Raw genomic sequence first — 25,997 nt, 5'->3', positions numbered from 1 at the left:
CAGTGGCAGCCTTTTTTGTTGATCCGTAAAACTGTACGGGTCATTGACGGGCGATTATTTCTCGGCCCGCTCCTTCAGCGCCTTCAATGTATTGAAAGGGGCATCCACCACAAACTTGTTGGCCAGCCAGGAAGGTACGCTGCCACCGGGCTCGGTGTGGACTTGATAGGTGACCTCCGTCACCCCCGCGCCCTTGGGCACAAATTTCCAGAAACCTTCGACTTGCGACACCCGAACGAAGCCTGGCTCTTCCGGAATGTACTTGGGCTGCCCTTCCAGATTGCGGGTGACGCTGCCATCGGCACCGTTCACGGTGGTGACCTGCAACACCGAGTCACGGGGCGTGACCGGCCACGGCGTGTTGAACTGGGAGTAGGTCCAGACCTTGTCGCCTTCGTGCTTGAGGATCTTCTGCGACTTGCACTCGTGAATCCACGCGCACGCGCCTGCGACATCCTCCTGGAGGGCGCGCAGTTTGGATATGTCTGCCTTGATCGTCGTCTCGCCACGGTAGGCCTTGTATTTGGAGCCCGCCACCTCGCTGAGCGACACCTTGATCCCGGCCTCATCCTTGGCCACCTGCCAGTCGTCTGCGTGAGCGGCGGTTGCCACCGCCATCGCAATACTCAATCCCAACGCCATCCGATGCAACGAACCCATATTGTCTTCCTTATTGTCGTGATGTCAGATCAATGCCTTAACCCGACAGGCCTTTAGCAGGCAGCTGTCGTGGCCTGCTCCCACCATCCGATCAAGCGAATGGCCTCGTCCTGACTGCTGCCGCACACCTCTGGCTCAGCCTTGAATCGGCCGCACACGTCGGGACGTCCCGGAAGACCGAACAACGCACACAGCATCTCGACCGACAAGTGCAGACAGCGCACCCCGGCCGGCTTGCCGTCGGGCATGCCGGGGATCGGTGAGGAAATCGATGGCGCAACGCAACACGCGCCGCAGCCCGGACGGCAATCCATGAGGATGATTCTCGAAAATGGCAGGAGGAAACGGAATCTTACCCGTTAAAACGCCTGTATGAAAATGAACGATGACGCTCGGCGCATCGCTCACTTGCGGAAGGTGAAGTCCACCGCGGCGCCTTCGACGTCGCGACGTGAGTCGTTACGCAGTTGCAGCTGCATTTCGTTGCTGAGCAGGCGGCCGTTGAGCTCAAAGTCCGGATCACTCTGCGCATCGGGGAACATTTTCGGCAGCAGCGGCTTGGGGTGTGCAGCTGTGATCACTTTACTGGGCGGCGTGAGCTGCTTGACCATATCCGGAGGCAAGCTCAGGTCCAGGTTGGCTTTGGGCAGCTGTGTGTCCTTGACCACCTGCGCCGGTGTCTTGCTCTTGCTGGCAACCGGCGCGCGACGTGCGACTTCGGCATTGTCTTCCTTGACCTTGGCCGACCTGGCGTTGCCCGAGGGGGCATTGCTTAGGGGCGACTTGGCCGAGACGCCGGGTGCCGACGGCTTGGCGGGCACAGGCTGCGGCTTGCTGGAAGCCACCACCGGCACCGTCGGCACGTTAGGCGCCAGTGCGTGCTCAGCCGGTTCGGCAGGCTCGGGCTTTGGGATGGCGACTACAGGCGCCGCGACTGCCGACGAGACGTTATCGTCCGCAGCCTTTGCCTGCACAGCCGCGTCCTTTGCCTGAGGCGCAGGGGCCTCGGCCGCAACTTTGGGCGTGGGCGGCGGCTGCTTGTCAGCATCACAACCGCCCATCAGCACTACCATCAACAATCCAGCACAACGCAGTGAGTTCATAGTTCGAAGGCAGAAATAAGTCAGAGGCCATATGCTGGCCCTACGCAAGCCACCTGACAAGATGTCGGGGCTAATCGAGTTCCTTCTTGATAGAAACCTGTGACGCGCAAGGGTTCACCACGCATGCACAGCTTCCTGACAAAGTTGCTTGGCAAGCATCCCCAATGTCATCAGCGCACGCTCTGCTTCGCGGTTCCACGGCATGCCGCAATTGAGGCGGATGCAGTGATTGAACTGCTCGGTGTTGCTGAAGATCAGCCCCGGCGCAATGCTGATGCCCTGTTCCAGCGCCCGCACGTGCAGCTCCTGAGTGTTCACCCTCCCCGGCAAGCTGATCCAGAGAATGAAGCCCCCCACGGGGCGGCTGATCTGCGTGCCCTCGGGAAACATCTGCTGCACCGCCAGCTGGAAGGCGCTGAGGTTTTTCCGATGCTCTTGACGGATATAGCGCAGGTGCCTGTCGTAGCCACCGTTCTCAAGGTAGGACGCCACCGCCATCTGCGTCACGCTGCACGCAGAGTGGGTACTGAACGTCTGCAAGCGCTGGATCTCGGCCTGGTACTTGCCGGCAATCATCCAGCCGATACGCACGCCCGGCGACAGGGTCTTGGAAAAGCTGGAGCAGTAGATGACGCGGCCCAGCCGATCAAAGGCTTTCAGCGCCTTGGTCTTGCCCTGCTCGTACATCAGCTCGCCGTAGATATCGTCCTCGATAATCTGGATATCGAAATCCGACGCCAGCCGCAGCAGATGCTTCTGCCGCTCTTCGGGCATGGTGCTGCCCAGAGGATTGCTGAGCCGAGAGGTCAAGACAAGCGCCTTGATGGACCACTGATTGGCCGCGAGCTGCAGCGCTTCCAGGCTGATGCCGGTGGTGGGGTCGCTGGGAATTTCAATGACCTTGAGGCCGAGCAAGTCGGCTAATTGCAGGAGGCCGTAATAGGTGGGCGACTCCGCCGCGATCAGATCGCCAGGGCTGGTCAGTACCCGCAACGACATCTGCAGCGCATCGACACAGCCGTGGGTGATGACCACCTCGGACGGATCGATCACCACACCAGCATCACGCATTCGAATAGCCACCTGACGGCGCAAGGGTTCGAAACCCGGGCTGAACATGTAGCTGAAGGCCCGAGGGCTCTGGAAGCGCGTGACCTTGGCCAACTGCTGATGCAGCGCACGGACCGGCAGATAATCCACGTGCGGCACTGCAGCGCCGAAGGCGAACACCCCTTCCCGCCTGGACTCCACCAGCACCTGCTGAATGATACTGGCCCGGGTCACCAGCCCAGGACGTTCGACCCGCGCGATGTCGGGGGTCGGCGCGGTCAGTGCCGGTGTCTGGTGAACGTAATAACCGGATTGAGGGCGGGCGCGAATGAGCCCCTGATCTTCGAGATTCGCATACGCCTGCAACACGGTGGCGTGACTCACATTGAGCTGCGAGCTCATCTTTCGCACCGACGGCACCCGTTCTCCGGGTTGGTAAACACCGCGCCGAATGTCTTCGGCCAGTTGCTGAGCGATACGTTGATACAACAGAAGATTGGTCATTTGACGCCCCTTGATCCCACCCTTAATCCATTCGTTCGAACAATCAGTGCGCCTGACCGCCAGAACAGTTGCAAAGTGTACGGGGACAGTTGTCCTGCTCACCAGTAATTTGTACGGGTGCTGAAATATTTAATGCGCCATAAGTGCCAACATCACCGACGTATCGGCACAAAAAAGCCCGACCGCGCAATACGCGGTCGGGCTGTTCGCAAAAAATAATTTACCTCGGGGCGCTCAAACGTCCTTTTTCGTCCGAAAAAACCAGCTCCACCCGACGATTCTGAGCCCTTCCGCGCTCGGACGCGTTGCTGTCCACGGAAAACTGATCGCCATAACCTTCCACCTGAATCCGTTCGTCTTCAATCCCCAGGTCGGACAGCACGTCGGCCACCGCTTGGGCGCGATCTTTCGACAGCTTCAGATTTTCCTGACGGTCACCGGTGCTGTCGGTGTATCCCTCGATGCGCACCACGCGCTTGGGATTGAGCAGCATAAATTGCACGACCTTCAGCACGGTTCGGTTTGCGGAGCTTTTAAGCTCGGCATGCCCGGTGTCGAACAGCATATCGCCCAGGGTCATGACCAGGCCCCGCTCGGTCTGGTTGGTCGACAGACTGGTGATCTGATCTTCCGCCCATTTGCCCTGCTCCTGCGCGCCCGCCAGCTTTTGTTCGCGCAAGGCCAGTTGAAGGCGTTGACGCTCCAGCTCAAGGCGGGCCAGCCGTTCCTGGTTCAACAGCAGTTTGCTGTGCTCACGGGCGATGGCGCTGTAGCGACTGCTCAAGTACGCGTAATGGCTGACGTCCTCGCCGCTGCCGATGTAGCCGGACAGGCGCTCTGCCCGGCCCAGCAATTCTCCGGCGCGGATCACGTCTTTCGGCGCGCTGCGCAACACGTTGGTGTCTTCCTTGACCTGCTGGTAATCCGCGCTGGCGGACTGCAGCGCACTGTCACTGCCTTGATGCCCGGCACAGCCGTAAAGTCCGGCCGAACCCAGCAGTAAACAGACACTCATTGCACGCGGGAAACCAGTCATTGCGCGGCCCCCAACTGCTTGCGCAGACGGTTGAGCCGGGTGTTCATCTGGGTCAATTGTTCTTCACTTTTCACGGTCAGCACCCGCGCTTCCGCCAGTCGCGCATCGAGCTCGGCCTGTTCGGCCTGCATGCGGGCTGCTTTGTAGGACTTGTCTTGCATGTCGGCTCGCGCCTGGACCAGCCTGGATTGCGCCAATGCCATATCAGGTTCGTCGTCGGTGGCGCCCACGGCTGTGGCCTGATTGACCGCCTGCTCAGTGAGTTTCAACTGCTCGGTGGGCGCGGGGTCGTTTGCGCAGCCGAACAGCGAGGCGAGCGCCATGGCGGCGAATAAGGGTCGAATTCTCAAAACAACATTCCTACTGGTGTGTGGCGCTGGCGGGCTGCTGAAGCTGGGCTTTCCACAACTCGACATTGCGCTGGATGGCTTCGGCAGACCGGCCCGAGGCGGCCAATTCTGTCATTTTTTTGGCCAGCTGTCCGCGCAGCCAGGAGTCGTTGCACGCCGAATTGAAAGACACCGCCAGATAAAGCCCGGGTTTGTCCAGCACCAACGGCTGGGCCACCAGCTCTCCAGCGGGGCTCATGGCCTGGGTCAACGCCATGCCGGCGTAGCGTCCAGCCAGCACGTATTCGACCTTGCCGGTCAGCAACTGCTCGAACGTGCGGGTCAGGTTCGGCTGCTTCTCGACGGTCAATTGCTCTTTGATCGCAGCCTCGAACGACGGCGTAATGCGCGTTTTCTCGGACAAGGCCCCCGGATGCCCGTGCAGGTCGGCCAGCAGGTTGAACGGCAGCGCCTGATCCTTGCGTGTCCAGACCATGATTTCGTTTTGAACGATGGGCGGATGAATGAAATCCAGGGACTCGAGTTCCGCGCTGGTCAACGGTGCATCGGCCAGGATGTCCATGCGTCCGGTGCGCACCTCATCGAGGGCCTGGCTGCGCTTGCCGGCATACAGCAGTTCGACCTTGACGCCGATCTGCTGCGCAGCTTCCTTCATCAGATCGGCATTGGCGCCCATCAGGTGTTTGGCGTCTTGCGGATCACGCCACAAATAAGGGGGGGCATCGGGACTGCCGGTGACGATCAAACGCTCGCATTTTCCAGCGGCCAGCGTCAGGGGTGGCAGCAGCGTAAGACTCAGCATCAGCGCTGTCAGGCTGGACCGTGGTGACATGGGTACTTCCCTTCTTCGCGCTGATAAAAATGCCGCCCAATAAAAAACCCGTTCATCGCCGGCTGCGCAACGTACTCAGCATCCACAACCGGCGATGACAGAGCAGTTCAAACAGCCCGAAACGAACGGGTTCTCTTTATAAGTCAGGCCACTGGATTAAACCAGCTTCTCCAACTCGGGGATTGCTTCGAACAGGTCAGCCACCAGGCCGTAATCAGCTACCTGGAAGATTGGCGCCTCTTCATCCTTGTTGATCGCAACGATCACCTTGGAGTCCTTCATGCCGGCCAGATGCTGAATCGCGCCGGAGATACCGACGGCGATATACAGCTGGGGCGCGACGATCTTGCCGGTCTGACCGACCTGCATGTCGTTGGGCACGAAGCCGGCATCGACCGCAGCACGGGACGCGCCCACGGCCGCGCCCAGCTTGTCGGCCAACGCGTACAGGTGCTTGAAGTTGTCGCCGTTCTGCATGCCGCGGCCGCCGGAAACGACGATCTTGGCAGCAGTCAGTTCAGGACGATCGGACTTGGCCAGCTCTTCGCTGACGAAAGACGACTTGCCTGCGTCGTGAGCGGCAGACACCGCTTCAACGGTGGCGGAACCGCCTTCGGCAGCAACCGCGTCGAAGCCGGTGGCGCGCACGGTAATGACCTTGATGGCCGCCGAAGATTGCACGGTCGCAATGGCGTTGCCGGCGTAGATCGGACGCTTGAAGGTGTCAGCGCTTTCAACGGCGATGATTTCCGAGATCTGATCAACGTCCAGCTGCGCAGCAACGCGGGGCAGGATGTTCTTGCCGTTGGACGTTGCCGCGGCCAGCACGTGGCTGTAGGCCGATGCCAGCTCGACCACCAGCGGTGCAACGTTTTCCGGCAGCTGGTGCGCGTAGGCAGCGTGGTCGGCGACCAGGACTTTCGTCACGCCGGCAATTTTTGCAGCGGCCTCGCCCACGGCGCCCACACCCTGGCCTGCGACCAGGACGTGGATGTCGCCACCGATTTTAGCGGCGGCTGCAACAATGTTCAGGGTGGCGGGAGCGACTGCGCCATTTTCGTGCTCAGCGATAACCAGGATAGGCATCAGATCACCTTCGCTTCGTTTTTCAGTTTCTCGACCAGTTCCGCCACCGATTTGACCTTGATGCCAGCGCTGCGAGCAGCCGGGGCTTCAACTTTCAGGGTCTTGTTGGTGGAGGCAGTGGACACACCCAAAGCGTCAGGCGTCAGCACTTCGAGCGGCTTCTTCTTGGCTTTCATGATGTTGGGCAGCGAGGCGTAGCGCGGCTCGTTCAGACGCAGGTCGGTGGTGACAATGGCCGGCAGCTTGAGCGAGACGGTTTGCGCACCGGCGTCGACTTCACGGGTTACGCTGACGCTGTCGCCGGACACTTCGACCTTGGAGGCGAAAGTGCCTTGAGCGTAACCGCTGAGTGCGGCGAGCATCTGGCCGGTCTGGTTGTTGTCGCTGTCGATGGCCTGCTTGCCGAGAATGACCAGCTGCGGCTGTTCTTTATCGACCACGGCCTTGAGCAGTTTGGCGATGGCCAGCGAGGTCAGGTCTTCGGCCGATTCGACGAGGATGGCGCGGTCGGCACCCAGTGCCAGTGCGGTGCGCAATTGCTCCTGAGCGGTGGTCGGGCCAATGGTGACCACGACGATCTCGGTCGCAACGCCCTTCTCTTTCAAGCGGACCGCTTCTTCTACAGCGATTTCGCAGAAGGGGTTCATGGACATCTTGACGTTAGCGAGATCGACGCCGGAGTTGTCCGCTTTGACGCGAACCTTGACGTTGTAGTCGACGACTCGTTTGACAGCTACAAGAACCTTCATGGATTCCTCGTTTCTCTCCGATGAAAAGAAAGTCGCCAGGCCTGGGCCGGCGATGGGTAGGCAGCAGTGTAGTGACAGCGCTGCGAACCCTGTATTCGTGCTTGCTGAAGGGTGAGTTCGGCAAAAACAGTCGCTCAACCCCTGCATTCCAAGCCAGACGCCGGGCGGGTGTGTAAACTGCACCGCGCTTTAATGGCGTGAGGTAGCGGTTGATTTGCCGCACCACGCGGGCAAACGCCTCAAGCGGTGGTCATGCACCTGCGGGCAGCCTGCGGCGAGTGCAAAACCGCCCGTATCTTGACCGGAACACCTAGTCGGGTCAATACGACAAAAACGCCAGTCACAAGCCGCGCCGCCATGTTTTATCCGCCCTGCGGCCATTTCAAACAAACGTTTGTATTGGACCTGCCGGGTGGTGTAGATATAATGCGCCCCTTTAAGAGGGCGCCCGGAAAGACATCGTTCCGCGTGCCGGTTTTTGCTTCATATAAAAAAATACTGTTGAGCCCTGAGTAGGAGATAGCCTGTGGAACGCGAATACATGGAATTCGACGTCGTCATCGTCGGAGCCGGCCCCGCCGGGCTTTCCGCCGCTTGCCGCCTGAAACAGAAGGCTGTTGAAGCAGGACAGGAGCTCAGCGTCTGCGTGGTGGAGAAGGGTTCCGAAGTCGGTGCACACATCCTCTCTGGTGCGGTCTTCGAAACCCGCGCGCTCGACGAGCTGTTCCCTGACTGGAAAGCCCTTGGCGCGCCGCTCAATACGCCCGTCAAGCGCGATGACATCTATGTACTCAAAAACCCTGAAGCCTCCAACAAAGTGCCGGGCTTTTTCGTGCCCAAGACCATGCACAACGAAGGCAACTACATCATCTCCCTGGGCAACTTGTGCCGCTGGATGGCCCAGCAGGCCGAGAACCTGGGCGTCGAAATCTACCCGGGCTTCGCGGCTCAGGAAGCGCTGATCGATGAAAATGGCGTGGTGCGCGGCATCCTCACCGGTGACCTGGGCGTCGACCGCGAAGGCAATCCGAAGGAAGGCCTGTACACCCCCGGCATGGAACTGCGTGGCAAATACACCCTGTTCGCCGAAGGCTGCCGTGGTCACATCGGCAAGCAACTGATCAGGCGCTTCAACCTCGACAGCGAAGCGGACGCCCAGCATTACGGCATCGGCCTGAAGGAAATCTGGGAAGTCGAACCGGCCAGGCATGAGCCAGGCCTGGTGGTGCACACCGCCGGCTGGCCATTGAACGACGAGAACCTGGGCGGCTCCTTCCTTTATCACCTGGAAAATAATCAGGTGGTGGTCGGCCTGATCGTCGACCTGTCCTACAGCAACCCCTACCTGTCGCCGTTCGACGAATTCCAGCGTCTCAAGCATCACCCGGTGTTCAAGCAGTATCTGGAAGGCGGCAAACGCATCAGCTACGGCGCCCGCGCCATCTGCAAAGGCGGCCTGAATTCGTTGCCGAAGATGGTCTTCCCCGGCGGCGCACTGATCGGTTGCGACCTGGGCACCCTGAATTTCGCCAAGATCAAGGGCAGCCACACCGCCATGAAGTCCGGCATGCTGGCCGCGGACGCCGTGGCCGACGCGCTGTTCGCCGGCAGCGAAGGCGGTGATGCGCTTAACGGATACGTCGAAGGCTTCAAAGCCAGCTGGTTGCACGAAGAGCTGTTCACCAGCCGCAACTTCGGCGCCGCGATCCACAAGTTCGGCGCGATCATGGGCGGCGCGTTCAACTTCGTCGACCAGAACCTGTTTGCCGGCAAGCTCCCGTTCACGCTGCACGACACCGTGCCGGACTACGCGTGCATGAAGCTGGCGGCCGACTCGAAGAAGATCGACTACCCGCGGCCCGACGGCAAGCTGAGCTTTGACAAACTGAGTTCGGTGTTCATCTCCGGCACCAACCATGAAGAAGAACAGCCTTGCCACTTGAAGCTCAAGGACCCGAGCATCCCGATCAGCGTCAACCTGCCCAAATACGACGAGCCCGCGCAGCGTTACTGCCCGGCCGGCGTGTATGAAGTGGTGACGCAGGAAGATGGCGAAAAACGCTTCCAGATCAATGCCCAGAACTGCGTGCACTGCAAGACCTGCGACATCAAGGACCCTTCGCAGAACATCACCTGGGTGGCACCGGAAGGTTCGGGCGGGCCGACTTACCCGAATATGTGACCTGTAGGAGCGCGCTTGCCCGCGATGCAGTTGTGTCAGCCAACAAATGTGTTTCTGATCCAACTGCATCGCGGGCAAGCGCGCTCCTACAACAGCAATCGATCAAGCCGGGACCCGCAGCTGCTCACCCTCCTCGCCCGGGCTGCGTTCAAAGTAACGTTTATATTCGCGACTGAATTGCGACGTGCTCTGGTAACCCACCCGATGCGCCACCTGCGCCACCCCCAGCCCTTCGCCCACCAGCATCTGCTGAGCCTTGATCAGGCGCAGGCGCTTGAGGTACTGCACCGGCGACAGCAACGTGGTGCGCTTGAAATGCTCGTGAAAGGTCGAAGCGCTCATGTTGGCGCAGTTGGCCAGTGCCTCGACGCTCAAGGCTTCATCGTAGTGGTCACGCAGGAACTGTAACGCGGCGGCAATACGGGCGAAATGCCCCTGCTGCTCGACCAGCGCCCGCAACACGCCGGCCTGCGGGCCACGCAGCGCGGTGTACAAGACTTCCCGCACGCGCGCGGCGCCCATCACCTGACACTCCAGCGGATCGTGCAGACAGCGCAGCAGCCGCTCGACACTGTCGCGCATGGGCCTGCCCAACTCGGCCGAGTTCATCGACTCCGGCGTCTGGGCTTTTACGGCAGCATCCGGCAGCAACCCCATGGATTGCACCAGCTCACCAATCACCAGCCGATCGATCGAGACCGCCACGCCATACAGCGGCTCATGCACCGTGGCGAAGGTCTCGCACATGAACGGAACGGAAAGCGCCTGAACCAGATAATGCCCCGCGCCGTACTCGAACATGCGCGTGCCCAGACGCGCCAGCTTGCTGCCCTGGGCCAGGATGATCAGGCTCGGCTCGTAGATTTGCGGGCTGCTGGCCACGTAGTGATTCCACGACATCACTTGCACGCCGGCAAGCGCGGTGTCGACGAACCCGGGACGAGGGGCCAGCGGCTTGATCAATGAAACCAGCGCGGCATTGGAATCGCAATGAAGAGTCAGTGACATGGGAACCCGGACAGAGGATTAGACAGCACCATCATCGCAGATCGGGCCACGCGGGGGAGACCGATAACCAGACACCGGAGCAATAGGCACGACACACGTAGGAATGGTCATGGCCGCGCACCGCCGCCATCCGGACAATGGGCAGCCTCTTTCGTCATCGCTTCGTGAGGCTCTCTTATGTACACCGCTATCGGTTACGCCGCCAAATCGGCCACCACCCCCCTCGCCCCCATGACCTTCGAACGCCGCAGCCCGCGGGTCGACGACGTGGCCATTGAAATCATGTACTGCGGCGTCTGCCACTCCGACATCCACCAGGCACGCAACGAGTGGGGCATCGCGGTCTACCCGCTGATGCCGGGCCACGAAATCGTCGGCAAGGTCACGGCCGTGGGCGCCAACGTCAGCAAGCACAAGGTCGGTGATCTGGTCGGTGTCGGCTGCATGGTCGATTCATGCCGTCATTGCGAAGCCTGCTCTCAGGACCTGGAGCAGTACTGCCTGGAAGGCCCGACCCTGACCTACGCCACCCCGGACCGTATCGACGGCAGCAACACCATGGGCGGCTACTCCAACAGCATCGTGGTCAGCGAGCACTTTGTCGTGCGCATCCCGGAAAAACTCGACCTGGCGGCTGCTGCGCCGATCCTGTGCGCAGGGATCACCACCTATTCGCCGCTCAAGCACTACGGCGTTGAAGCGGGCGACAAGGTCGGCATTCTCGGGATGGGCGGCCTCGGCCACATGGGCATCAAGTTCGCCAAGGCCATGGGCGCTGAAGTGACCTTGTTCACCCGCTCGGCGAGCAAGGCTGAAGAAGCCCGCCGTCAGGGTGCCGATCACGTGATCGTCTCCACCGACGCGGAGCAGATGAAAGCCGCTGCCGGGCATTTCGACTTCCTGCTGGACACCATTCCGGTGCAGCACGACCTGAACCCGTACCTGGAAACCCTGCGCTTTGACGGCGTGCACATCCTGGTGGGTCTGATCGAACCGGTTGACCCGGCCCTGCATGCCGCCAATCTGGTGATGAAGCGCCGCGTTCTGGCCGGTTCCCTGATCGGTGGTATCGCCGAAACCCAGGAAGTCCTGGATTTCTGCGCCGAGCACGGCATCACCTGCGACATTGAGATGCTCGACATCAAGAACATCAACGAGGCCTACACCCGCATGATTGCCGGTGATGTGAAGTACCGCTTCGTGATTGATATGGCGACGTTGAAGGCCTGATACAGCAAACCCTCTGCAGGAGCGCGCTTGCCCGCGATGCGATTATTCAGTCACTGCATGCAAGACGGGTCGATTGCCATCGCGGGCAAGCGCGCTCCTACAGGTTAAGCGGCCCGCCCACTATCACCCACCCAACTCCGCCGACAACCGTGCCGCGGTCTCTTTGATCAGCGGCACCAGCTCGGCCATCTTTTCCAGCGGCATGTACGGCACGGTACTGGCGATGCTGATACCGGCGACAATGTGCTTGCTCGCATCCCGTATCGGCGCCGCGACGCAGCGGATCGACGGTTCGTTGTCTTCCAGATCGAAGGCATAGCCGCCCTGCACATATTCCTGCATGCGCGCGCGGACCTGTTCCCACGACTGTTCCTGATGTGCCGGCCACAGCGGATTGCGCGCCACGTCCGGCAGGCTGATCTCGTACAGCCTCAACCATTCGCTTTCCGGGGCATCCAGCAGCAACGCCTTGCCAATACCGGTGCGCGCCAGCGGCATCCGGTGCCCGACCCGCGAGCGCATTTCCGGGCCGTTTCGCCCCGGGTTCTTGTGCAGATAAAGCACCTCGTCGCCGTCCCGCATCGCCAGGTGCACGGTGTCGCCGGACAACGCGGACAGCTCATCGAGAAACGGCCGCGCCAGCATCGCCAGCGGTACTTCTTCCCGGGCCTGAAAGCCCAATTCAATCAGCTTGGGCCCCAGCAGATAACCCACTTGGGGCAGGACCCGCAGGTAACGCTCGTCCACCAGGCAACTGGCCAATCGGTGCGTGGTGCTGCGGGTGGTGCCGATCAGCCGGGCGATTTCCTTGAGGTCGCGTGCGCCGCTGGCCACGGCCTGCACCACGCCCAGCCCGCGAAGCAAGGTCTGCGTCCCGGTGGGCGCGGCGTCTTTGCTCGCCACGCTTGGGGTATCGGAAGTGTCTTGCATATCGCGCCTTATGAAATCGAAGAGCCGGCGGCATTATCGTCGCCAGCTTCGGAAGCTGCATAGGGTTACAGCTCGATGCGTTCGACCTTGCCCACCAGCAGGATGTAGGACAGCGCACCCAACAATGCCAGCACGGCGATGTAAGTAATCGCCGGTGCAAACGAGTCGCCGGTGGCCAGGAAGCCGATCACGATGGGCGTGGCGATGGCCGCCAGGTTACCGATCAGGTTGAACGTTCCGCCGGTCAATCCCAACAGCCGCGCCGGCGCCAGGGTCGACACCAGCGACCAGGTGATCGATGCCAGGCCGTTGCCAAAGAACGCCAGCGCCAGGAACGCAATCACCAACGGGGTCGATTCGACGAAGTTGGCGCCGATGATCGACGTGGAAATCAACAGGCCGGCAATGATCGGCAGCTTGCGCGCAAACCCCACGGTGTGGCCCCGGCGGATCAGCCAGTCGGAGAAGAAGCCCGAGCAGAGCACGCCGACGAACGCCGCGAGAAACGGCACCGACGCCAGCATCCCGGACTTGATGAAGTCCATGCCGCGGTATTTCACCAGATAGGTGGGGAACCAGGTCAGGAAGAACCACAGGGTCGAGTTCAGGCAGAACTGCCCCAGGTAAATGCCCCACAGCTTGCGCTTGCTGAGGACGATGCCCAGGTCCATCCAGCTGAAACCCTGCTTGGCCTTGGCCGTGTCGGCCTGGATGTCCACCAGCCCGCCGCCTTCAGTGATCAGGTCGATTTCAGCCTGATTGGCGCCTTTGAAATCACGGGGTTCGCGATAGACCGCGTACCAGATCGCCGCCCAGAGCACGCCGACTGCGCCGGTAGCCACGAACACCATGTGCCAGCCGTAAGTGGCTTGCAGCCAAGCCAGCACCGGGGTCAGAAAGGCCAGGCCGACAAACTGCCCGGAGGTGTAGAAGCCTACCGCCGTCGCCCGCTCCCGCTCGGGAAACCAGGTGGTGACCACGCGGCTGTTGATCGGATAGGCCGGTGCTTCGAGGGCGCCCACCAGCATCCGCAGGATAAACAGGCCGATGAAGCTGCCGACGAAGCCAAGCATGACGGTCGCCAGGGACCACAAGGCCAGGGCAACCGTGTACAGAATCCGGGGCGGCACGCGGTCCACCAGCCAGCCGCCGGGGAGTTGCATGGCCACATAGGTCCAGCCGAAGGCCGAGAAGATCAGGCCGACGTGCACCGGGTCGATCCCCAGTTCGCTGGTCAGGGCCGGCGCGGCGATGGACAGGTTGCTGCGGTCCAGGTAGTTGATCACCACTGTGATGAACAGCAGCACCATGATGAAAAAGCGTTTTCGGGTCGGCGTGGCGGTGGTGGCCCGCGCCTGTGCAAGGGTTTGTGTGCGCATGGGTCGTGCCTCTTTTTATGTTTATCTGAGGTCAGGTACAGCGGGAAACGATCGTTCCCACGCTCCGCGTGGTAACGCCAATCTGGACGCTCCGCGTCCGTACGGATGACGCGGAGCGTCAAGCAATGCATTCCCACGCAGAGCGTGGGAACGATCAGATGCGACTAGCCGCCTATCACCACTCGGCAAAACTGCCATCGGCATGGCGCCAGATCGGGTTGCGCCAGCGGTGGCCGATGGCGGCGCGTTCCTTGACGTATTCCTCGTTGATCTCGATGCCCAGGCCCGGGCCGTTGGGGATCTTCACCATGCCCTTGTCGTAATCGAAGACTTCCGGGTTCTTGATGTAATCGAGCAAGTCGTTGCTTTCGTTGTAATGGATGCCCAGGCTCTGCTCCTGGATGAACGCGTTGTAGCAAACCGCGTCCAGCTGCAGGCACGCCGCCAGCGCAATCGGGCCCAGCGGACAATGCAGCGCCAGCGCCACGTCGTAGGCCTCGGCCATGTTGGCGATCTTGCGGGTTTCGGTGATGCCACCGGCGTGGGACGCGTCCGGCTGGATGATGTCAACGTAGCCTTCGCTTAACACCCGCTTGAAGTCCCAGCGCGAAAACAGACGCTCGCCCAGGGCAATCGGCGTGCTGGTCAACGGGGCCAGCTCTTTGAGCGCTTCGTAGTTCTCGCTGAGCACCGGCTCTTCGATGAACATCAGCTTGTACGGGTCCAGTTCTTTCATCAGCACCTTGGCCATGGGCTTGTGCACCCGGCCATGGAAATCGACGCCGATGCCAACATTCGGGCCGACGGCATCGCGCACGGCGGCGACGTTGGCCAGGGCCAGATCGACCTTGTCGAAGGTGTCGAGGAACTGCAGTTCTTCAGTGCCGTTCATTTTTACTGCCGTGAAGCCGCGCTCCACGGCTTCCTTGGCCGCACGCGCAGTGTCGGCCGGACGGTCGCCGCCGATCCACGAATACACGCGGATCTTGTCCCGCACCTGACCACCCAGCAAATCACTGACCGAGACGCCCAGCGCCTTGCCCTTGATGTCCCACAGGGCCTGGTCGATACCTGCCAGCGCGCTCATGTGAATGGCGCCGCCCCGGTAGAAGCCGCCGCGGTACAGCACGGTCCAGATGTCTTCGATGTTGCGCGGGTCTTTGCCGATCAGGTAGTCGGACAATTCTTCAACCGCCGCCGCGACGGTGTGCGCGCGCCCTTCCACAACAGGCTCGCCCCAACCGGTGACGCCCTGATCGGTTTCGACTTTCAGGAAGCACCAGCGCGGTGGAACGATGAAGGTCGTGAGTTTGGTGATTTTCATCTCTTATCTCTCTTATTCAATGACGCGTATTCAGTGAGGCTCGATTACAAATGTTCGTTGCCACGGCGCGATTGTTTCCAGCCGGCGACGTACGCCTTGGCCCGTTCGGCCACGTCGTCGGCGCTCATGCCCGGTTTGAACAGCCCGGAGCCGAGGCCGAAGCCCGATACACCGGCGTCCAGAAACGGTTTCATGTTGTCCGGGGTGATGCCGCCCACCGGAATCAATGCGGTGCCCACCGGCAATACCGCCAGCCAGGCCTTGACCACCGCAGGCCCCATCTGCTCGGCCGGGAACAGCTTCAGCACGTCGGCGCCGTTGGCCAGTGCCGCGAAGGCTTCGGTCGGAGTCGCGACGCCCGGCGAGAGAAACAGCCCCTCGGCCTTGGCCGCGCGCAACACTTCCGGGTCGCTGTGGGGCATGACGATGACTTGGCCGCCGGCATCCTTCACCAGTCGCACCTGCTCGGGCGTCAACACCGTGCCTGCACCGATCAGGCAATCGGCTGGAAGGCTCTGACGCAGAAGACGGATGCTGTCGTACGGCTGCGGGGAATTGAGCGGGACTTCGATGACCCGAAAACCGGCCTGATACAGGACATCGCCGATGGCCGGGGCTTCTTCGGGGCGCAGGCCGCGAAGGATGGCCACCAGACCGTTTTGCACGAGGGCTTGCTTGAGCATGTCAGTTCTCTACGTGATGAGGCTGTGGGGTGGACGCGAGCAAGCCGGCCTGGAGCGCGACTTGCCACAGACCGTGTTCGGTCGCCTGTTCCGGCTGAGTGACCTGAGGGAAACCGCAGGCCTTGAGCGCGCGCTGATAACGGGCCAGGAGCTGTTCGCTGCCGATCAGGATCACAGCGGGCAACGGTTCGCCGGACGCTTGCAGCAAGGTGCGCAGTGCGACCAGCTCATGACCGATCAACAGGCCGGACAAATAATCGGCCTGTGCGCTGCCGGACAGTTCGCCGGTCAGGCCCAGGGTGCGGCAGCTGAAGACGGTCGACAGTGGCCCGGCCGCGCCATCGGGGGATAACGTCACCGCCACCCCGCGATCAAACGCGGCCTGATCGAAGACGTCGCCGCGCTGCATCGTGCGGCCGAGAATCGTGTGTGCGGATAGCGCGGCGTAGACCTCGCCGGTCATGAAGGTATCGAAATGGACGATGCAGCCATCCACCGCGCGCACCCATTTCGAATGACTGCCCGGCAGGCCGATCAACAGCGGTTCGGCGCTTCGGCCATTGAAGGCACTGAGAATGCCCAGCACCTGGGTTTCTTCACCGCGCATGACATTGGGCAGTGCCGAGCGCTGGAGCACGCCGGGAATGATGTGCACGTCGCCGCCACGCAGGCTGCGCACCGTGACCAGTGCTGAACTGAGCGCCGCGACACTGGCGGGCGTTTCGCGGTAGGGCGCCTCGCGCCAGCCCTGGGCGCTGCCGACCATACCGCAGGCGATGACCGGAAGGTCGGGCTGGGCGTCGAGCCAGTCGCCACAGGCCTGATCGAAGGCCAGTTCGAATCCGTTGCTGCACAGCTCGCCTGCGATCGACCGGGGGGTCGACGGCAGCTGCATGATGCCCGCGCTCAAGGCGCGTTGTTCCAGTACCCGGCCGTGTTCGCCGAGTCGATAAGCACGAAGAGAGGTGGTCCCCCAATCGAGCGCGATCAATTGCGCCTGCATCGCTTCACCTTTTTGTTTTTTATGAGTGAGTGCCGGGCAACTATAACCGTAGGTACAGATAAATCTCAATATATAACTAGACAACCCATATTGTGGGATTTACATAGGATTGCGTCAGCCCCCTGCCCCACGTCGCCAGACTGCGGCATACTGCGCAGCACCACCCGCCCTGCTCCATCCGCCTTCAGCGCGGAAGGTGGTAACCACCCCGCAGCATTCCCCACCTCCCTCCGTATCCTGCTGCTTGTGATGAGCCCCCTCATTGCGAACCGTTGTGCTGTGCATTCGGCGGACTTCCTCTGCACAAGGATCCGTAAGATGAAGCGATTTCCCGTATTCGACAGTTTGCGTGGGCTGTGCGCGCTGGCGCTGATCGTTCACCACACCCACATCGAGCGCAGTTTCTCGCAGCTGCCTGTGTTCAGAAACGCCAGCTACCTGGTCGGGCTGTTCTTCGCCATCAGTGGCTTTGTGCTGTACCGCCACTACATGAACCGCCTCTCGACCCCGCGTCAGCTGCGTGACTTCGCCATCGCGCACATCTGCCGGATCTACCCCTTGCACGTGTTGATGCTGCTGGTGTTCATCGGTTTCGAGTGCGTCAAGTTCGTGCTTGAACGCAATGGCCTGCTGCTCAACGGCCCCGCCTTCAGCGGCGACCGCGCGCCTCGGGAGATCCTGCCCAACCTGCTGCTGATTCAAGCGTGGTGGCCCGGTTTCAATGCGCTGTCGTTCAACTACCCGGCCTGGATCGTCAGCGTGCAGTTTTACCTGGCCCTGCTGTTCGCGCTGATCACGTTCGCGATGCCAAGCCTGGCGCGGATGGCCGTGACGTTATTGGCAATTGCAGCCTGCGCCATGTTGTTCACCCAGAGCCCTTTGCTCACGCCAAACGTGCAATGGGGCGCGGCGGCGTTCTTCGCGGGCGCGATGACCTACCGACTGTACGTGCGCCTGCATGACCTGGCGCCCGGCCCGGTGGTGGGCAGCGTCCTGGAAATCGTCATCGTCGGGGTGATTTACGCGCTGATGGTCGACGGCGAACCGCCGCAGACGCTGAATCTGGCGCTGCTGTTTTGCGTTGCCATGCTGATCTTCTCGTTTGAAGCAGGGATCGTTTCCCGGCTGCTGCAACTGAAGGTGCTCAGCCGCATCGGCCGGCTGTGGTTCTCGATCTACATGACCCACGCCGCGGTGATCTTCGTCATCGGCACGGCGCTGCAAGTCATCGCCAAGCGCACCGGGGTTGCGCTGTTTAACGACCTGCCCGGCGAAAACGCTGGCAGCGTCGTGCGCTACGTGAGCACCGGTACGGCAATCAACGACAACCTGATCATGGTGCTGATACTCGTGGCGGTGGTGGTGGTGTCGATGCTGACCCATCGCTACGTCGAGCAGTGGGGCATTGCTTTCGGCGAGCGCTGGAAAGCCGGGAGGCTGGGGGAAAGGCGGCGGGATCACGACGTCAGCCGCTCTGCCTGAACATTTATTGCCCCCTAAAAAAACCGGCCCCTGAGGGCGGTTTTTTTTGTGTCCGGCATTCAGCGTCAGATCAACGCTCCAGCAGGATCCGCAGCATGCGGCGCAGCGGTTCGGCCGCGCCCCACAACAATTGATCGCCGACGGTGAACGCGCCCAGGTACTGCGAGCCCATGTTCAGCTTGCGCAAACGACCCACCGGGATGTTCAGGGTGCCGGTGACCGACGTCGGGCTCAGCTCCTGAATGCTCGCCTCACGGTTGTTCGGCACCAGTTTCACCCACGGGTTGTGCTGGCTGATCAGGCCTTCGATGTCGGCAATCGGTACGTCCTTGTTGAGCTTGATGGTCAGCGCCTGGCTGTGGCAACGCATGGCACCGATGCGCACGCAGATGCCGTCCACCGGGATCGGGCTCTTGAAGCGACCGAGGATCTTGTTGGTCTCGGCCTGGCCTTTCCACTCTTCGCGGCTCTGCCCGTTGGGCAGTTCCTTGTCGATCCACGGGATCAGGCTGCCGGCCAGTGGCACGCCGAAGTTTTCGGTCGGGAAGCCTTCGCTGCGCATGGCGTCGGCCACTTTGCGGTCGATGTCCAGGATTGCGCTCGCCGGGTTGGCCAGTTCATCGGCCACCGAGGCATTGATGGCGCCCATCTGCTTGATCAGTTCACGCATGTTCTGCGCGCCGGCACCGGAGGCCGCCTGATAGGTCATGACGTTCATCCATTCCACCAGACCGGCTTCGAACAGACCGCCCAGCCCCATCAGCATCAGGCTGACGGTGCAGTTGCCACCGATGTAGTTTTTGGTGCCGGCGTCCAGCTGCTGGTCGATCACCTTGCGGTTGACCGGGTCGAGGACGATGACCGCGTCATCCTGCATGCGCAGGGACGAGGCGGCGTCGATCCAGTAACCCTTCCAGCCCGCTTCGCGCAGCTTCGGGAAGACTTCACTGGTGTAGTCACCGCCCTGACAGGTCAGCACCACGTCGAGGGTCTTGAGATCGTCGATGCTGTACGCATCCTTGAGCGGGGCAATGTCCTTGCCCACCGATGGACCTTGTCCACCGACGTTGGAGGTGGTGAAAAAAACCGGCTCGATCAGATCGAAATCCTGCTCTTCCAGCATCCGCTGCATGAGCACGGAACCAACCATACCGCGCCAACCGACCAGACCTACACGTTTCATCGCAACTACACCTTAACTAAAAGTGGGGCCCCTTACGGAGCGAATCGAAGTGCTTGTGTGCCGCCGCCTCGACTCGAACTCGTGGTAGTGGGCCCGAGATATTACAGATTGCGCAGCGCGGCGACTACGGCGTCGCCCATTTCCTGCGTGCCGACCCTGGTATTGCCTGCCGACCAGATGTCGCCGGTGCGCAAACCCTGATCCAGCACCAGGCTGACGGCCTGCTCGATGGCGTCGGCGGCGGTGTGCTGATTGAAGCTGTAACGCAGCATCATCGACACCGACAGAATGGTCGCCAACGGGTTGGCCACGCCTTTGCCGGCAATGTCCGGCGCCGAACCGTGGCACGGCTCGTACATGCCCTTGTTCTCGGAGTCCAGCGACGCCGACGGCAGCATGCCGATGGAACCGGTGAGCATCGACGCTTCGTCCGAGAGGATGTCGCCGAACAGATTGTCGGTCACGATCACGTCGAACTGCTTGGGCGCACGCACCAGTTGCATGGCGGCATTATCGACGTACATGTGGCTCAGCTCGACGTCCGGGTAATCCTTGGCCACTTGCTCGACCACTTCGCGCCACAGTTGGCTGGAAGCCAGTACGTTGGCCTTGTCCACCGAACACAGTTTCTTGCCTCGCACCCGGGCCATGTCGAAACCGACGCGGGCGATACGGCGGATTTCGCTTTCGCTGTACGGGAGCGTGTCGTACGCCTGCCGCTCGCCATTCTCCAGCTCACGGGTGCCGCGCGGCGAGCCGAAATAGATGCCGCCGGTCAGTTCACGGACGATGAGGATGTCCAGCCCGGCAACGATTTCCGGCTTGAGGCTCGAGGCGTCGGCCAGCTGCGGGTACAGGATCGCCGGACGCAGGTTGGCGAACAGGCCCAGTTGCGAGCGAATCTTCAGCAGGCCACGCTCCGGACGAATGTCACGTTCGATGGCATCCCACTTCGGCCCGCCCACTGCGCCAAGCAACACGGCGTCAGCCTGACGCGCACGGTCCAGCGTCTCGTCGGCCAGCGGTACGCCATGCCGGTCGATGGCCGCGCCACCGATCACGTCGTGGGTCAGTTCGAAATCCAGCGAATACCTGTCATTGGCCAGTTCCAGCACCTTGACCGCTTCGGCCATGATCTCGGGGCCAATGCCATCGCCTGGAAGAATCAGAATCTGCTTGCTCATAACGTCCTCTTTGAAATTACTGCGGCGCTACCATGAGCGCCGACTGAAATACCGGTATTTCCTCGTCCCTGTAGGAGCTGACGAGCAGCGCGAGGCTGCGATTGCAATCTTCCCGCCACACCGCAATCGCGGCCTCGCACGGGCTCGTCAGCGCCTACAGGATCTTGCGTTGTTCATGCGTTACGAAACAACCACGGCTGGGAAGCGCGGTGTTTGCTTTCGAACGTGGCGATGGAATCGGCGTCGATCAGCGTCAGGCCGATGTCGTCCAGGCCGTTCAACAGGCAGTGCTTGCGGAACGCGTCGATCTCGAAGCTCAGGACTTTGCCATCGGGGCGGGTCACGGTCTGCGACGCCAGGTCGACATTGAGCTGATAGCCGGGCGTGGCTTCAACCTGCTTGAACAGCGCGTCAACCTCGGCCTCGTCCAGAATGATTGGTAGCAGGCCGTTCTTGAAGCTGTTGTTGAAGAAGATGTCCGCGTAACTCGGCGCGATGATCGCGCGGAAACCGTATTCTTCCAGGGCCCAGGGCGCGTGTTCACGGCTGGAACCGCAACCGAAATTCTCGCGGGCCAGCAGCACGCTGGCGCCTTGATAACGGGCGTTATTGAGCACGAAATCCGGGTTCAGCGGACGCTTGGAGTTGTCCTGATAGGGCTGCCCCACGTCCAGGTAACGCCACTCGTCGAACAGGTTCGGGCCAAAGCCCGTGCGCTTGATCGACTTCAGGAACTGCTTGGGGATGATCTGATCGGTGTCGACGTTGGCGCGATCCAGAGGAGCCACCATGCCGGTGTGTTGAGTAAAGGCTTTCATGCGGGGCTCCTTATGCCGGGATCATGCTGCGGACGTCGACGAATCGACCGTTGACGGCAGCCGCCGCCGCCATCGCCGGGCTCACCAGGTGCGTACGGCCACCGGCGCCCTGACGGCCCTCGAAGTTACGGTTGGAGGTGGACGCGCAATGCTCGCCACTTTCCAGGCGATCCGGGTTCATCGCCAGGCACATGGAGCACCCCGGCTCACGCCATTCGAAACCGGCTTCGATGAAAATCTTGTCCAGCCCTTCGTCTTCCGCCTGCTGCTTCACCAGGCCCGAGCCCGGCACCACGATGGCTTGCTTGATGGTCGATGCCACCTTGCGGCCCTTGGCGATGCCAGCCGCGGCGCGCAAATCTTCGATGCGCGAGTTGGTGCAGGAACCGATGAACACACGGTCCAGCTGAATATCGGTGATCGCCTGGTTGGCCTTGAGGCCCATGTACTTGAGCGCGCGCTCAATGGAATCGCGCTTGACCAGGTCAGCTTCCTTCGCGGGGTCAGGTACGTTCTGATCCACCGCGAGGACCATTTCCGGCGACGTGCCCCAGCTCACTTGCGGCTTGATCTGGGTGGCGTCGAGCTCAACCACGGTGTCGAATACCGCGTCGTCATCGGACACCAGGTCTTTCCAGTTTTCGACGGCCAGGTCCCACTGCTCGCCTTTTGGCGCGAACGGGCGACCCTTCACGTAAGCGATAGTCTTCTCATCGGTGGCAACCAACCCGACCCGGGCGCCGCCCTCGATGGACATGTTGCAGATGGTCATGCGGCCTTCGACCGACAGATCACGGATCGCACTGCCGGCGAACTCGATGGCGTGGCCGTTGCCGCCGGCGGTGCCGATCTTGCCGATGATGGCCAGCACGATGTCTTTTGCGGTGACGCCAAACGGCAATTTGCCTTCGACGCGCACCAGCATGTTTTTCATTTTCTTGGCGACCAGGCACTGGGTGGCGAGCACGTGCTCGACCTCGGAGGTGCCGATACCGTGGGCCAGCGCGCCGAACGCGCCGTGGGTCGAGGTGTGTGAATCGCCGCAGACCACGGTCATGCCCGGCAAGGTCGCACCCTGCTCAGGGCCGATGACGTGAACGATGCCCTGACGCACGTCGTTCATCTTGAATTCGGTGATGCCGTATTCGTCGCAGTTATCGTCCAGGGTTTTTACCTGCAGGCGCGACACCAGATCGACAATGGCTTCAACGCCACCCTTGCGCTCCGGCGTGGTCGGCACGTTGTGGTCGGCAGTCGCCAGGTTGGCGTCGATGCGCCATGGCTTGCGTCCTGCCAGACGCAGGCCTTCAAAGGCTTGGGGCGAGGTCACTTCGTGAATGATGTGACGGTCGATATACAGCAGCGCCGAACCATCGTCGCGCTGCTTGACCAAATGCGAATCCCAGAGCTTGTCGTAGAGCGTTTTGCCGGCCATCAGACGTCATCCTCATCAGCTTGTTTCTATGCCCCGGTCACTGCTGAACGCGCGTCGCTAAACAATAACCCTTGGCTTGTGAGGGAGATGCTATGGAATATGCTTAAATAACTCAAATTCATAATTTTTATGCTTTGCATAACCAACTGGAATCCGACGATGGATCTGGCCAACCTCAACGCCTTTATCGCAATCGCTGAAACCGGCGGCTTTTCCACGGCAGCCGAGCGCCTGCACCTGACTCAGCCTGCGGTAAGCAAGCGCATTGCCGGGCTGGAGCAGCAACTCGATGTCAGGCTGTTCGACCGGCTCGGCCGGGAAGTCGGGCTGACCGAGGCGGGCCGGGCCTTGCTGCCGCGCGCCTACCAGATTCTGAATGTGCTGGATGACACCCGCCGCGCGCTGACCAACCTGACCGGTGAAGTCAGTGGACGCCTGACGCTGGCCACCAGTCATCACATTGGCCTGCACCGCCTGCCGCCTTTATTACGCGCCTTCACCCGACGTTACCCCGAGGTGGCGCTGGATATTCAGTTCCTCGACTCGGAAGTGGCCTACGAAGAAATCCTCCACGGCCGTGCCGAACTCGCCATTATCACCCTGGCCCCGCAACCGCATGCGCTGGTCAAGGTGATGCCAGTCTGGGACGACCCGCTGGATTTCGTCGCCGCGCCCGAGCACCCGCTGGTCAACAGCGGTGAGGTGACGCTGGCGGACGTCGCAGCCTACCCGGCTGTGTTTCCCGGGGTAAACACCTTTACCCACCACATCGTCAGCCGGCTGTGCGAAGCGCAAGGGATCAAGCCCAACATCGCCATGAGCACCAACTACATGGAAACGATCAAGATGATGGTGTCCATCGGCCTGGCGTGGAGCGTATTGCCCCGCACCATGCTGGATGAACAGGTGGCGCGCATTCCGCTGCCGGGGATACAGCTCAGTCGCCAGCTCGGTTACATCGTTCATACCGAGCGCACACTGTCCAATGCGGCGCGGGCGTTCATGGCGTTGCTCGATGCGCAGGTCGAAGGCTAAACGTTTGTAGCGTTCGGTCAGGGGCCCCGGCGCTACGCGACTTCCCGGTGCTCGGCGCCCAGCATCTGGCTGATGCGGGCGCAGTCGGTTTCGCGGCGCAACGCATCGAACAGCACAACGGCTTCCGGGTAACTCTTGGTCAACAGCACCACCCATTGCTTAAGGCGGCCCGGGGCCTGGACCCGGGTCATCTTGTCCAGCGCCTGCAGCCAGAAATCACGCAGCAGCGGTTGCAGTTCAGCCCAGGTCATCGCCACCACGTCCCTGCCCGCCTCGGCGGCCCCGATTTGCCGCGCCAGGTCCGGTCGCGCCACCAGCCCACGGCCGATCATGATGTCCCGCGCGCCACAGATTTCCTTGCAGCGACGCCAGTCGTCTACGGTCCAGATTTCACCGTTGGCGATGATCGGGATCTTCACCACGTCCTGGATCTTGCCGATCCACTCCCAGTGCGCGGGCGGTTTGTAGCCGTCCACTTTGGTCCGCGCGTGCACGACGATGTGCTCGGCGCCGCCGGCTTCCAGCGCCCGGGCGCAATCCAGGGCCGGATCGGTGTTGTCGAAGCCCAGGCGCATTTTCGCGGTGACCGGTATGTGCGCCGGCACTGCGCGACGCACCTGGCTGATGATGTCGTGCAGCAGCTCCGGCTCTTTGAGCAGGACCGCACCGCCCCGGGAGCGATTGACGGTTTTCGCCGGGCAGCCGAAATTCAGGTCAATCACCGGCGCCCCCAGCTCAGCGGCAAACGCCGCGTTTTCCGCCAGGCACACCGGATCAGAACCCAGCAGCTGGACACGCAGGGGCACGCCGGCGCGGGTCTTGGCGTCGGTCAGCAGTTCGGAAGCGAATTTGTGGAAATAGTGGGCCGGCAGCAGGCGCTCGGTCACCCGGATAAATTCGGTCACGCACCAGTCGATGCCGCCGACCTGGGTCAGCACGTCGCGCAGGATGTCGTCGACCAGGCCTTCCATGGGCGCCAGGGCAATTTGCATTGGGTCACACTCGAAAAAAGTCCGGCAGTTTACGGGGCGGCACACGGATTGGAAACGGCTTTGCCGCGCCGGATGTCAGGATTCGACGGTCATCAGCGCAGGCGCGTAGCCGTTGATGAACTCTGCCGGCATGCGTTTGGGTTTGCCGCTGGACAACTCGATGCAGACAAACGTGGTTTGTGCCCGCAGCAGCGTGACGCCGTCCCGGGGACGCTTGAGTTGAAAGCGTCGGGTCATCTTCAAACGCTGGTCCCATTCGACAATCCAGGTGGCCAGTTGCAGTTCGTCGTCCTGATAGGCGCTGGCCAGGTAATCGATCTCGTGCCGCACGACCGCCATGGCCCTGTCGAGCCGTCGGTATTCGGTCAGGTCCAGCCCCAACTGCTGCGAGTGGCGCCAGGCGCAGCGCTCGAGCCAGGTGACGTACACCGCGTTATTGGCGTGGCCCAGTCCATCGATGTCATCCTCGGCCACACTCAGATCAATGACGAATGGCGTTGCCAGATCCCAGACCATGCTCGCTCCTGCCTACAAGTTCACGTGCGGGCAGTGTAACGAAAAGCGCTTGGAGTGTCGGGGGGATGGCGCGGTGGCCGGGCGAGGTATCGGGGTCAGAACCCCAGAAAAACAAAAGGGCCATTCAATAATCGAATGACCCTTGGTCTCGCAGAGCGAGAAATCGTGGCGTCCCCTAGGGGACTCGAACCCCTGTTACCGCCGTGAAAGGGCGGTGTCCTAGGCCACTAGACGAAGGGGACG

At 61.5% G+C, this 25,997-nt stretch carries 25 protein-coding genes and 1 tRNA gene; 4 read left to right on the top strand and 22 right to left on the bottom strand.

All coding sequences use genetic code 11. The features are described 5' to 3' along the window. Positions 1 to 54 precede the first annotated feature (54 nt). The 9 genes from ABQX22_RS24135 to ABQX22_RS24095 all read right to left on the bottom strand — a co-directional run bounded on the left by ABQX22_RS24135 (position 55) and on the right by ABQX22_RS24095 (position 7,370). Positions 55 to 660, bottom strand: coding sequence for an START domain-containing protein (locus ABQX22_RS24135; RefSeq protein ID WP_349802399.1), 606 nt, complete (start codon positions 658 to 660; stop codon positions 55 to 57). A gap of 53 nt (positions 661 to 713) precedes the next feature. Then, on the bottom strand, positions 714 to 974 hold the full coding sequence (locus ABQX22_RS24130; protein WP_349802398.1) for a YkgJ family cysteine cluster protein: 261 nt from the start codon (positions 972 to 974) through the stop codon (positions 714 to 716). Between the two features lie 90 nt (positions 975 to 1,064). After that, positions 1,065 to 1,733 carry a hypothetical protein gene (locus ABQX22_RS24125; protein WP_349802397.1) on the bottom strand — a complete coding sequence of 223 codons (669 nt, stop codon included), beginning with the start codon at positions 1,731 to 1,733 and terminating at the stop codon, positions 1,065 to 1,067. Between the two features lie 144 nt (positions 1,734 to 1,877). After that, positions 1,878 to 3,317, bottom strand: a complete 1,440-nt coding sequence (locus ABQX22_RS24120; RefSeq protein ID WP_349802396.1) for an aminotransferase-like domain-containing protein — start codon at positions 3,315 to 3,317, stop codon at positions 1,878 to 1,880. A 220-nt stretch (positions 3,318 to 3,537) separates the two neighbouring features. Further along, on the bottom strand, positions 3,538 to 4,332 hold the full coding sequence (locus ABQX22_RS24115; protein ID WP_349802395.1) for an OmpA family protein: 795 nt from the start codon (positions 4,330 to 4,332) through the stop codon (positions 3,538 to 3,540). 17 nt (positions 4,333 to 4,349) lie between these two features. Further along, a complete protein-coding gene (locus tag ABQX22_RS24110) occupies positions 4,350 to 4,703 on the bottom strand; it encodes a DUF4398 domain-containing protein (protein WP_349802394.1) in 354 nt (117 codons plus the stop codon). Positions 4,704 to 4,713: 10 nt separating this feature from the next. Continuing rightward, positions 4,714 to 5,535 (bottom strand): substrate-binding periplasmic protein, encoded by an 822-nt coding sequence (locus ABQX22_RS24105; protein ID WP_349802393.1) that lies wholly within the window; start codon positions 5,533 to 5,535, stop codon positions 4,714 to 4,716. Between the two features lie 156 nt (positions 5,536 to 5,691). After that, complete coding sequence (locus ABQX22_RS24100; RefSeq protein ID WP_441005323.1) at positions 5,692 to 6,624, bottom strand: electron transfer flavoprotein subunit alpha/FixB family protein; 933 nt, start codon at positions 6,622 to 6,624, stop codon at positions 5,692 to 5,694. Continuing rightward, on the bottom strand, positions 6,621 to 7,370 hold the full coding sequence (locus ABQX22_RS24095) for an electron transfer flavoprotein subunit beta/FixA family protein (RefSeq protein WP_349802391.1): 750 nt from the start codon (positions 7,368 to 7,370) through the stop codon (positions 6,621 to 6,623). Before ABQX22_RS24095 ends, ABQX22_RS24100 begins: the two co-directional genes overlap by 4 nt. Before the next feature lie 541 nt (positions 7,371 to 7,911). Between ABQX22_RS24095 and ABQX22_RS24090 the strand changes: the two genes are divergently transcribed. Further along, on the top strand, positions 7,912 to 9,552 hold the full coding sequence (locus tag ABQX22_RS24090; protein ID WP_349802444.1) for an electron transfer flavoprotein-ubiquinone oxidoreductase: 1,641 nt from the start codon (positions 7,912 to 7,914) through the stop codon (positions 9,550 to 9,552). A 102-nt stretch (positions 9,553 to 9,654) separates the two neighbouring features. Here the strand turns inward: ABQX22_RS24090 and ABQX22_RS24085 are convergent, their stop codons facing one another. Next, positions 9,655 to 10,560, bottom strand: coding sequence for an AraC family transcriptional regulator (locus tag ABQX22_RS24085; protein WP_349802390.1), 906 nt, complete (start codon positions 10,558 to 10,560; stop codon positions 9,655 to 9,657). Between the two features lie 177 nt (positions 10,561 to 10,737). On the opposite strand from ABQX22_RS24085, the gene ABQX22_RS24080 reads away from it, so the two are divergent. Next, the gene (locus tag ABQX22_RS24080) at positions 10,738 to 11,790 is read left to right on the top strand and encodes an NAD(P)-dependent alcohol dehydrogenase (protein ID WP_349802389.1); all 1,053 of its coding nucleotides are present in this window, start codon (positions 10,738 to 10,740) and stop codon (positions 11,788 to 11,790) included. 123 nt (positions 11,791 to 11,913) lie between these two features. Here the strand turns inward: ABQX22_RS24080 and ABQX22_RS24075 are convergent, their stop codons facing one another. From ABQX22_RS24075 to ABQX22_RS24055, 5 genes are all read right to left on the bottom strand, one after another. Next, positions 11,914 to 12,720 (bottom strand): IclR family transcriptional regulator, encoded by an 807-nt coding sequence (locus ABQX22_RS24075; protein WP_349802388.1) that lies wholly within the window; start codon positions 12,718 to 12,720, stop codon positions 11,914 to 11,916. Positions 12,721 to 12,785: 65 nt separating this feature from the next. Next, positions 12,786 to 14,099 (bottom strand): MFS transporter, encoded by a 1,314-nt coding sequence (locus ABQX22_RS24070; protein ID WP_349802387.1) that lies wholly within the window; start codon positions 14,097 to 14,099, stop codon positions 12,786 to 12,788. Positions 14,100 to 14,274: 175 nt separating this feature from the next. Next, entirely contained in the window at positions 14,275 to 15,423 is a 1,149-nt protein-coding gene (gene dgoD / locus ABQX22_RS24065; RefSeq protein ID WP_349802386.1) for a galactonate dehydratase, read from the bottom strand. Positions 15,424 to 15,467: 44 nt separating this feature from the next. Further along, positions 15,468 to 16,106 carry a 2-dehydro-3-deoxy-6-phosphogalactonate aldolase gene (locus ABQX22_RS24060; protein WP_349802385.1) on the bottom strand — a complete coding sequence of 213 codons (639 nt, stop codon included), beginning with the start codon at positions 16,104 to 16,106 and terminating at the stop codon, positions 15,468 to 15,470. A gap of 1 nt (position 16,107) precedes the next feature. Beyond that, the gene (locus tag ABQX22_RS24055) at positions 16,108 to 17,109 is read right to left on the bottom strand and encodes a 2-dehydro-3-deoxygalactonokinase (protein ID WP_349802384.1); all 1,002 of its coding nucleotides are present in this window, start codon (positions 17,107 to 17,109) and stop codon (positions 16,108 to 16,110) included. A 318-nt stretch (positions 17,110 to 17,427) separates the two neighbouring features. Between ABQX22_RS24055 and ABQX22_RS24050 the strand changes: the two genes are divergently transcribed. Next, positions 17,428 to 18,591, top strand: a complete 1,164-nt coding sequence (locus tag ABQX22_RS24050) for an acyltransferase family protein (RefSeq protein WP_349802383.1) — start codon at positions 17,428 to 17,430, stop codon at positions 18,589 to 18,591. A 70-nt stretch (positions 18,592 to 18,661) separates the two neighbouring features. Here ABQX22_RS24050 and asd read toward each other — a convergent pair whose 3' ends face one another. From asd to leuC, 4 genes are all read right to left on the bottom strand, one after another. Beyond that, on the bottom strand, positions 18,662 to 19,774 hold the full coding sequence (gene asd / locus ABQX22_RS24045; protein ID WP_349802382.1) for an aspartate-semialdehyde dehydrogenase: 1,113 nt from the start codon (positions 19,772 to 19,774) through the stop codon (positions 18,662 to 18,664). Between the two features lie 101 nt (positions 19,775 to 19,875). Then, on the bottom strand, positions 19,876 to 20,958 hold the full coding sequence (leuB, locus tag ABQX22_RS24040) for a 3-isopropylmalate dehydrogenase (RefSeq protein WP_349802381.1): 1,083 nt from the start codon (positions 20,956 to 20,958) through the stop codon (positions 19,876 to 19,878). Positions 20,959 to 21,131: 173 nt separating this feature from the next. Next, positions 21,132 to 21,776, bottom strand: a complete 645-nt coding sequence (gene leuD / locus ABQX22_RS24035; RefSeq protein WP_349802380.1) for a 3-isopropylmalate dehydratase small subunit — start codon at positions 21,774 to 21,776, stop codon at positions 21,132 to 21,134. Between the two features lie 10 nt (positions 21,777 to 21,786). Beyond that, a complete protein-coding gene (gene leuC, locus ABQX22_RS24030; RefSeq protein ID WP_349802379.1) occupies positions 21,787 to 23,211 on the bottom strand; it encodes a 3-isopropylmalate dehydratase large subunit in 1,425 nt (474 codons plus the stop codon). 159 nt (positions 23,212 to 23,370) lie between these two features. Here leuC and ABQX22_RS24025 point away from each other — a divergent pair, with 159 nt between their 5' ends. Next, positions 23,371 to 24,246, top strand: a complete 876-nt coding sequence (locus ABQX22_RS24025; protein WP_349802378.1) for a LysR family transcriptional regulator — start codon at positions 23,371 to 23,373, stop codon at positions 24,244 to 24,246. Positions 24,247 to 24,278: 32 nt separating this feature from the next. On the opposite strand, the gene ABQX22_RS24020 is transcribed toward ABQX22_RS24025, so the two are convergent. From ABQX22_RS24020 to ABQX22_RS24010, 3 genes are all read right to left on the bottom strand, one after another. Continuing rightward, the gene (locus ABQX22_RS24020; protein WP_349802377.1) at positions 24,279 to 25,238 is read right to left on the bottom strand and encodes a tRNA dihydrouridine synthase; all 960 of its coding nucleotides are present in this window, start codon (positions 25,236 to 25,238) and stop codon (positions 24,279 to 24,281) included. Between the two features lie 75 nt (positions 25,239 to 25,313). After that, positions 25,314 to 25,754 (bottom strand): acyl-CoA thioesterase, encoded by a 441-nt coding sequence (locus ABQX22_RS24015; RefSeq protein WP_349802376.1) that lies wholly within the window; start codon positions 25,752 to 25,754, stop codon positions 25,314 to 25,316. 166 nt (positions 25,755 to 25,920) lie between these two features. Then, a tRNA-Glu gene (locus ABQX22_RS24010) sits at positions 25,921 to 25,996 on the bottom strand. Between the last annotated feature and the right edge of the window lies 1 nt (position 25,997).

Origin of the sequence: Xanthomonas sp. WHRI 1810A (assembly GCF_040202885.1) — a bacterium.
Classification (GTDB): domain Bacteria; phylum Pseudomonadota; class Gammaproteobacteria; order Pseudomonadales; family Pseudomonadaceae; genus Aquipseudomonas.
The sequence above is the reverse complement of the archived record's forward strand: the minus strand, read 5'-3'. Positions and strand labels throughout refer to the sequence as shown.

Coding starts and splice junctions, on each gene's coding strand:
- ABQX22_RS24015 (WP_349802376.1), bottom strand. CDS start 25,754: ATGGTCTGGGATCTGGCAACGCCATTCGTCATTGATCTGAGTGTGGCC.
- ABQX22_RS24050 (WP_349802383.1), top strand. CDS start 17,428: ATGAAGCGATTTCCCGTATTCGACAGTTTGCGTGGGCTGTGCGCGCTG.
- dgoD (WP_349802386.1), bottom strand. CDS start 15,423: ATGAAAATCACCAAACTCACGACCTTCATCGTTCCACCGCGCTGGTGC.
- ABQX22_RS24080 (WP_349802389.1), top strand. CDS start 10,738: ATGTACACCGCTATCGGTTACGCCGCCAAATCGGCCACCACCCCCCTC.
- ABQX22_RS24120 (WP_349802396.1), bottom strand. CDS start 3,317: ATGACCAATCTTCTGTTGTATCAACGTATCGCTCAGCAACTGGCCGAA.
- leuB (WP_349802381.1), bottom strand. CDS start 20,958: ATGAGCAAGCAGATTCTGATTCTTCCAGGCGATGGCATTGGCCCCGAG.
- ABQX22_RS24075 (WP_349802388.1), bottom strand. CDS start 12,720: ATGCAAGACACTTCCGATACCCCAAGCGTGGCGAGCAAAGACGCCGCG.
- ABQX22_RS24085 (WP_349802390.1), bottom strand. CDS start 10,560: ATGTCACTGACTCTTCATTGCGATTCCAATGCCGCGCTGGTTTCATTG.
- ABQX22_RS24130 (WP_349802398.1), bottom strand. CDS start 974: ATGGATTGCCGTCCGGGCTGCGGCGCGTGTTGCGTTGCGCCATCGATT.
- ABQX22_RS24095 (WP_349802391.1), bottom strand. CDS start 7,370: ATGAAGGTTCTTGTAGCTGTCAAACGAGTCGTCGACTACAACGTCAAG.
- ABQX22_RS24105 (WP_349802393.1), bottom strand. CDS start 5,535: ATGTCACCACGGTCCAGCCTGACAGCGCTGATGCTGAGTCTTACGCTG.
- ABQX22_RS24055 (WP_349802384.1), bottom strand. CDS start 17,109: ATGCAGGCGCAATTGATCGCGCTCGATTGGGGGACCACCTCTCTTCGT.
- asd (WP_349802382.1), bottom strand. CDS start 19,774: ATGAAACGTGTAGGTCTGGTCGGTTGGCGCGGTATGGTTGGTTCCGTG.
- ABQX22_RS24135 (WP_349802399.1), bottom strand. CDS start 660: ATGGGTTCGTTGCATCGGATGGCGTTGGGATTGAGTATTGCGATGGCG.
- ABQX22_RS24025 (WP_349802378.1), top strand. CDS start 23,371: ATGGATCTGGCCAACCTCAACGCCTTTATCGCAATCGCTGAAACCGGC.
- ABQX22_RS24060 (WP_349802385.1), bottom strand. CDS start 16,106: ATGCTCAAGCAAGCCCTCGTGCAAAACGGTCTGGTGGCCATCCTTCGC.
- ABQX22_RS24090 (WP_349802444.1), top strand. CDS start 7,912: ATGGAATTCGACGTCGTCATCGTCGGAGCCGGCCCCGCCGGGCTTTCC.
- ABQX22_RS24125 (WP_349802397.1), bottom strand. CDS start 1,733: ATGGTAGTGCTGATGGGCGGTTGTGATGCTGACAAGCAGCCGCCGCCC.
- leuC (WP_349802379.1), bottom strand. CDS start 23,211: ATGGCCGGCAAAACGCTCTACGACAAGCTCTGGGATTCGCATTTGGTC.
- ABQX22_RS24115 (WP_349802395.1), bottom strand. CDS start 4,332: ATGAGTGTCTGTTTACTGCTGGGTTCGGCCGGACTTTACGGCTGTGCC.
- leuD (WP_349802380.1), bottom strand. CDS start 21,776: ATGAAAGCCTTTACTCAACACACCGGCATGGTGGCTCCTCTGGATCGC.
- ABQX22_RS24020 (WP_349802377.1), bottom strand. CDS start 25,238: ATGCAAATTGCCCTGGCGCCCATGGAAGGCCTGGTCGACGACATCCTG.
- ABQX22_RS24070 (WP_349802387.1), bottom strand. CDS start 14,099: ATGCGCACACAAACCCTTGCACAGGCGCGGGCCACCACCGCCACGCCG.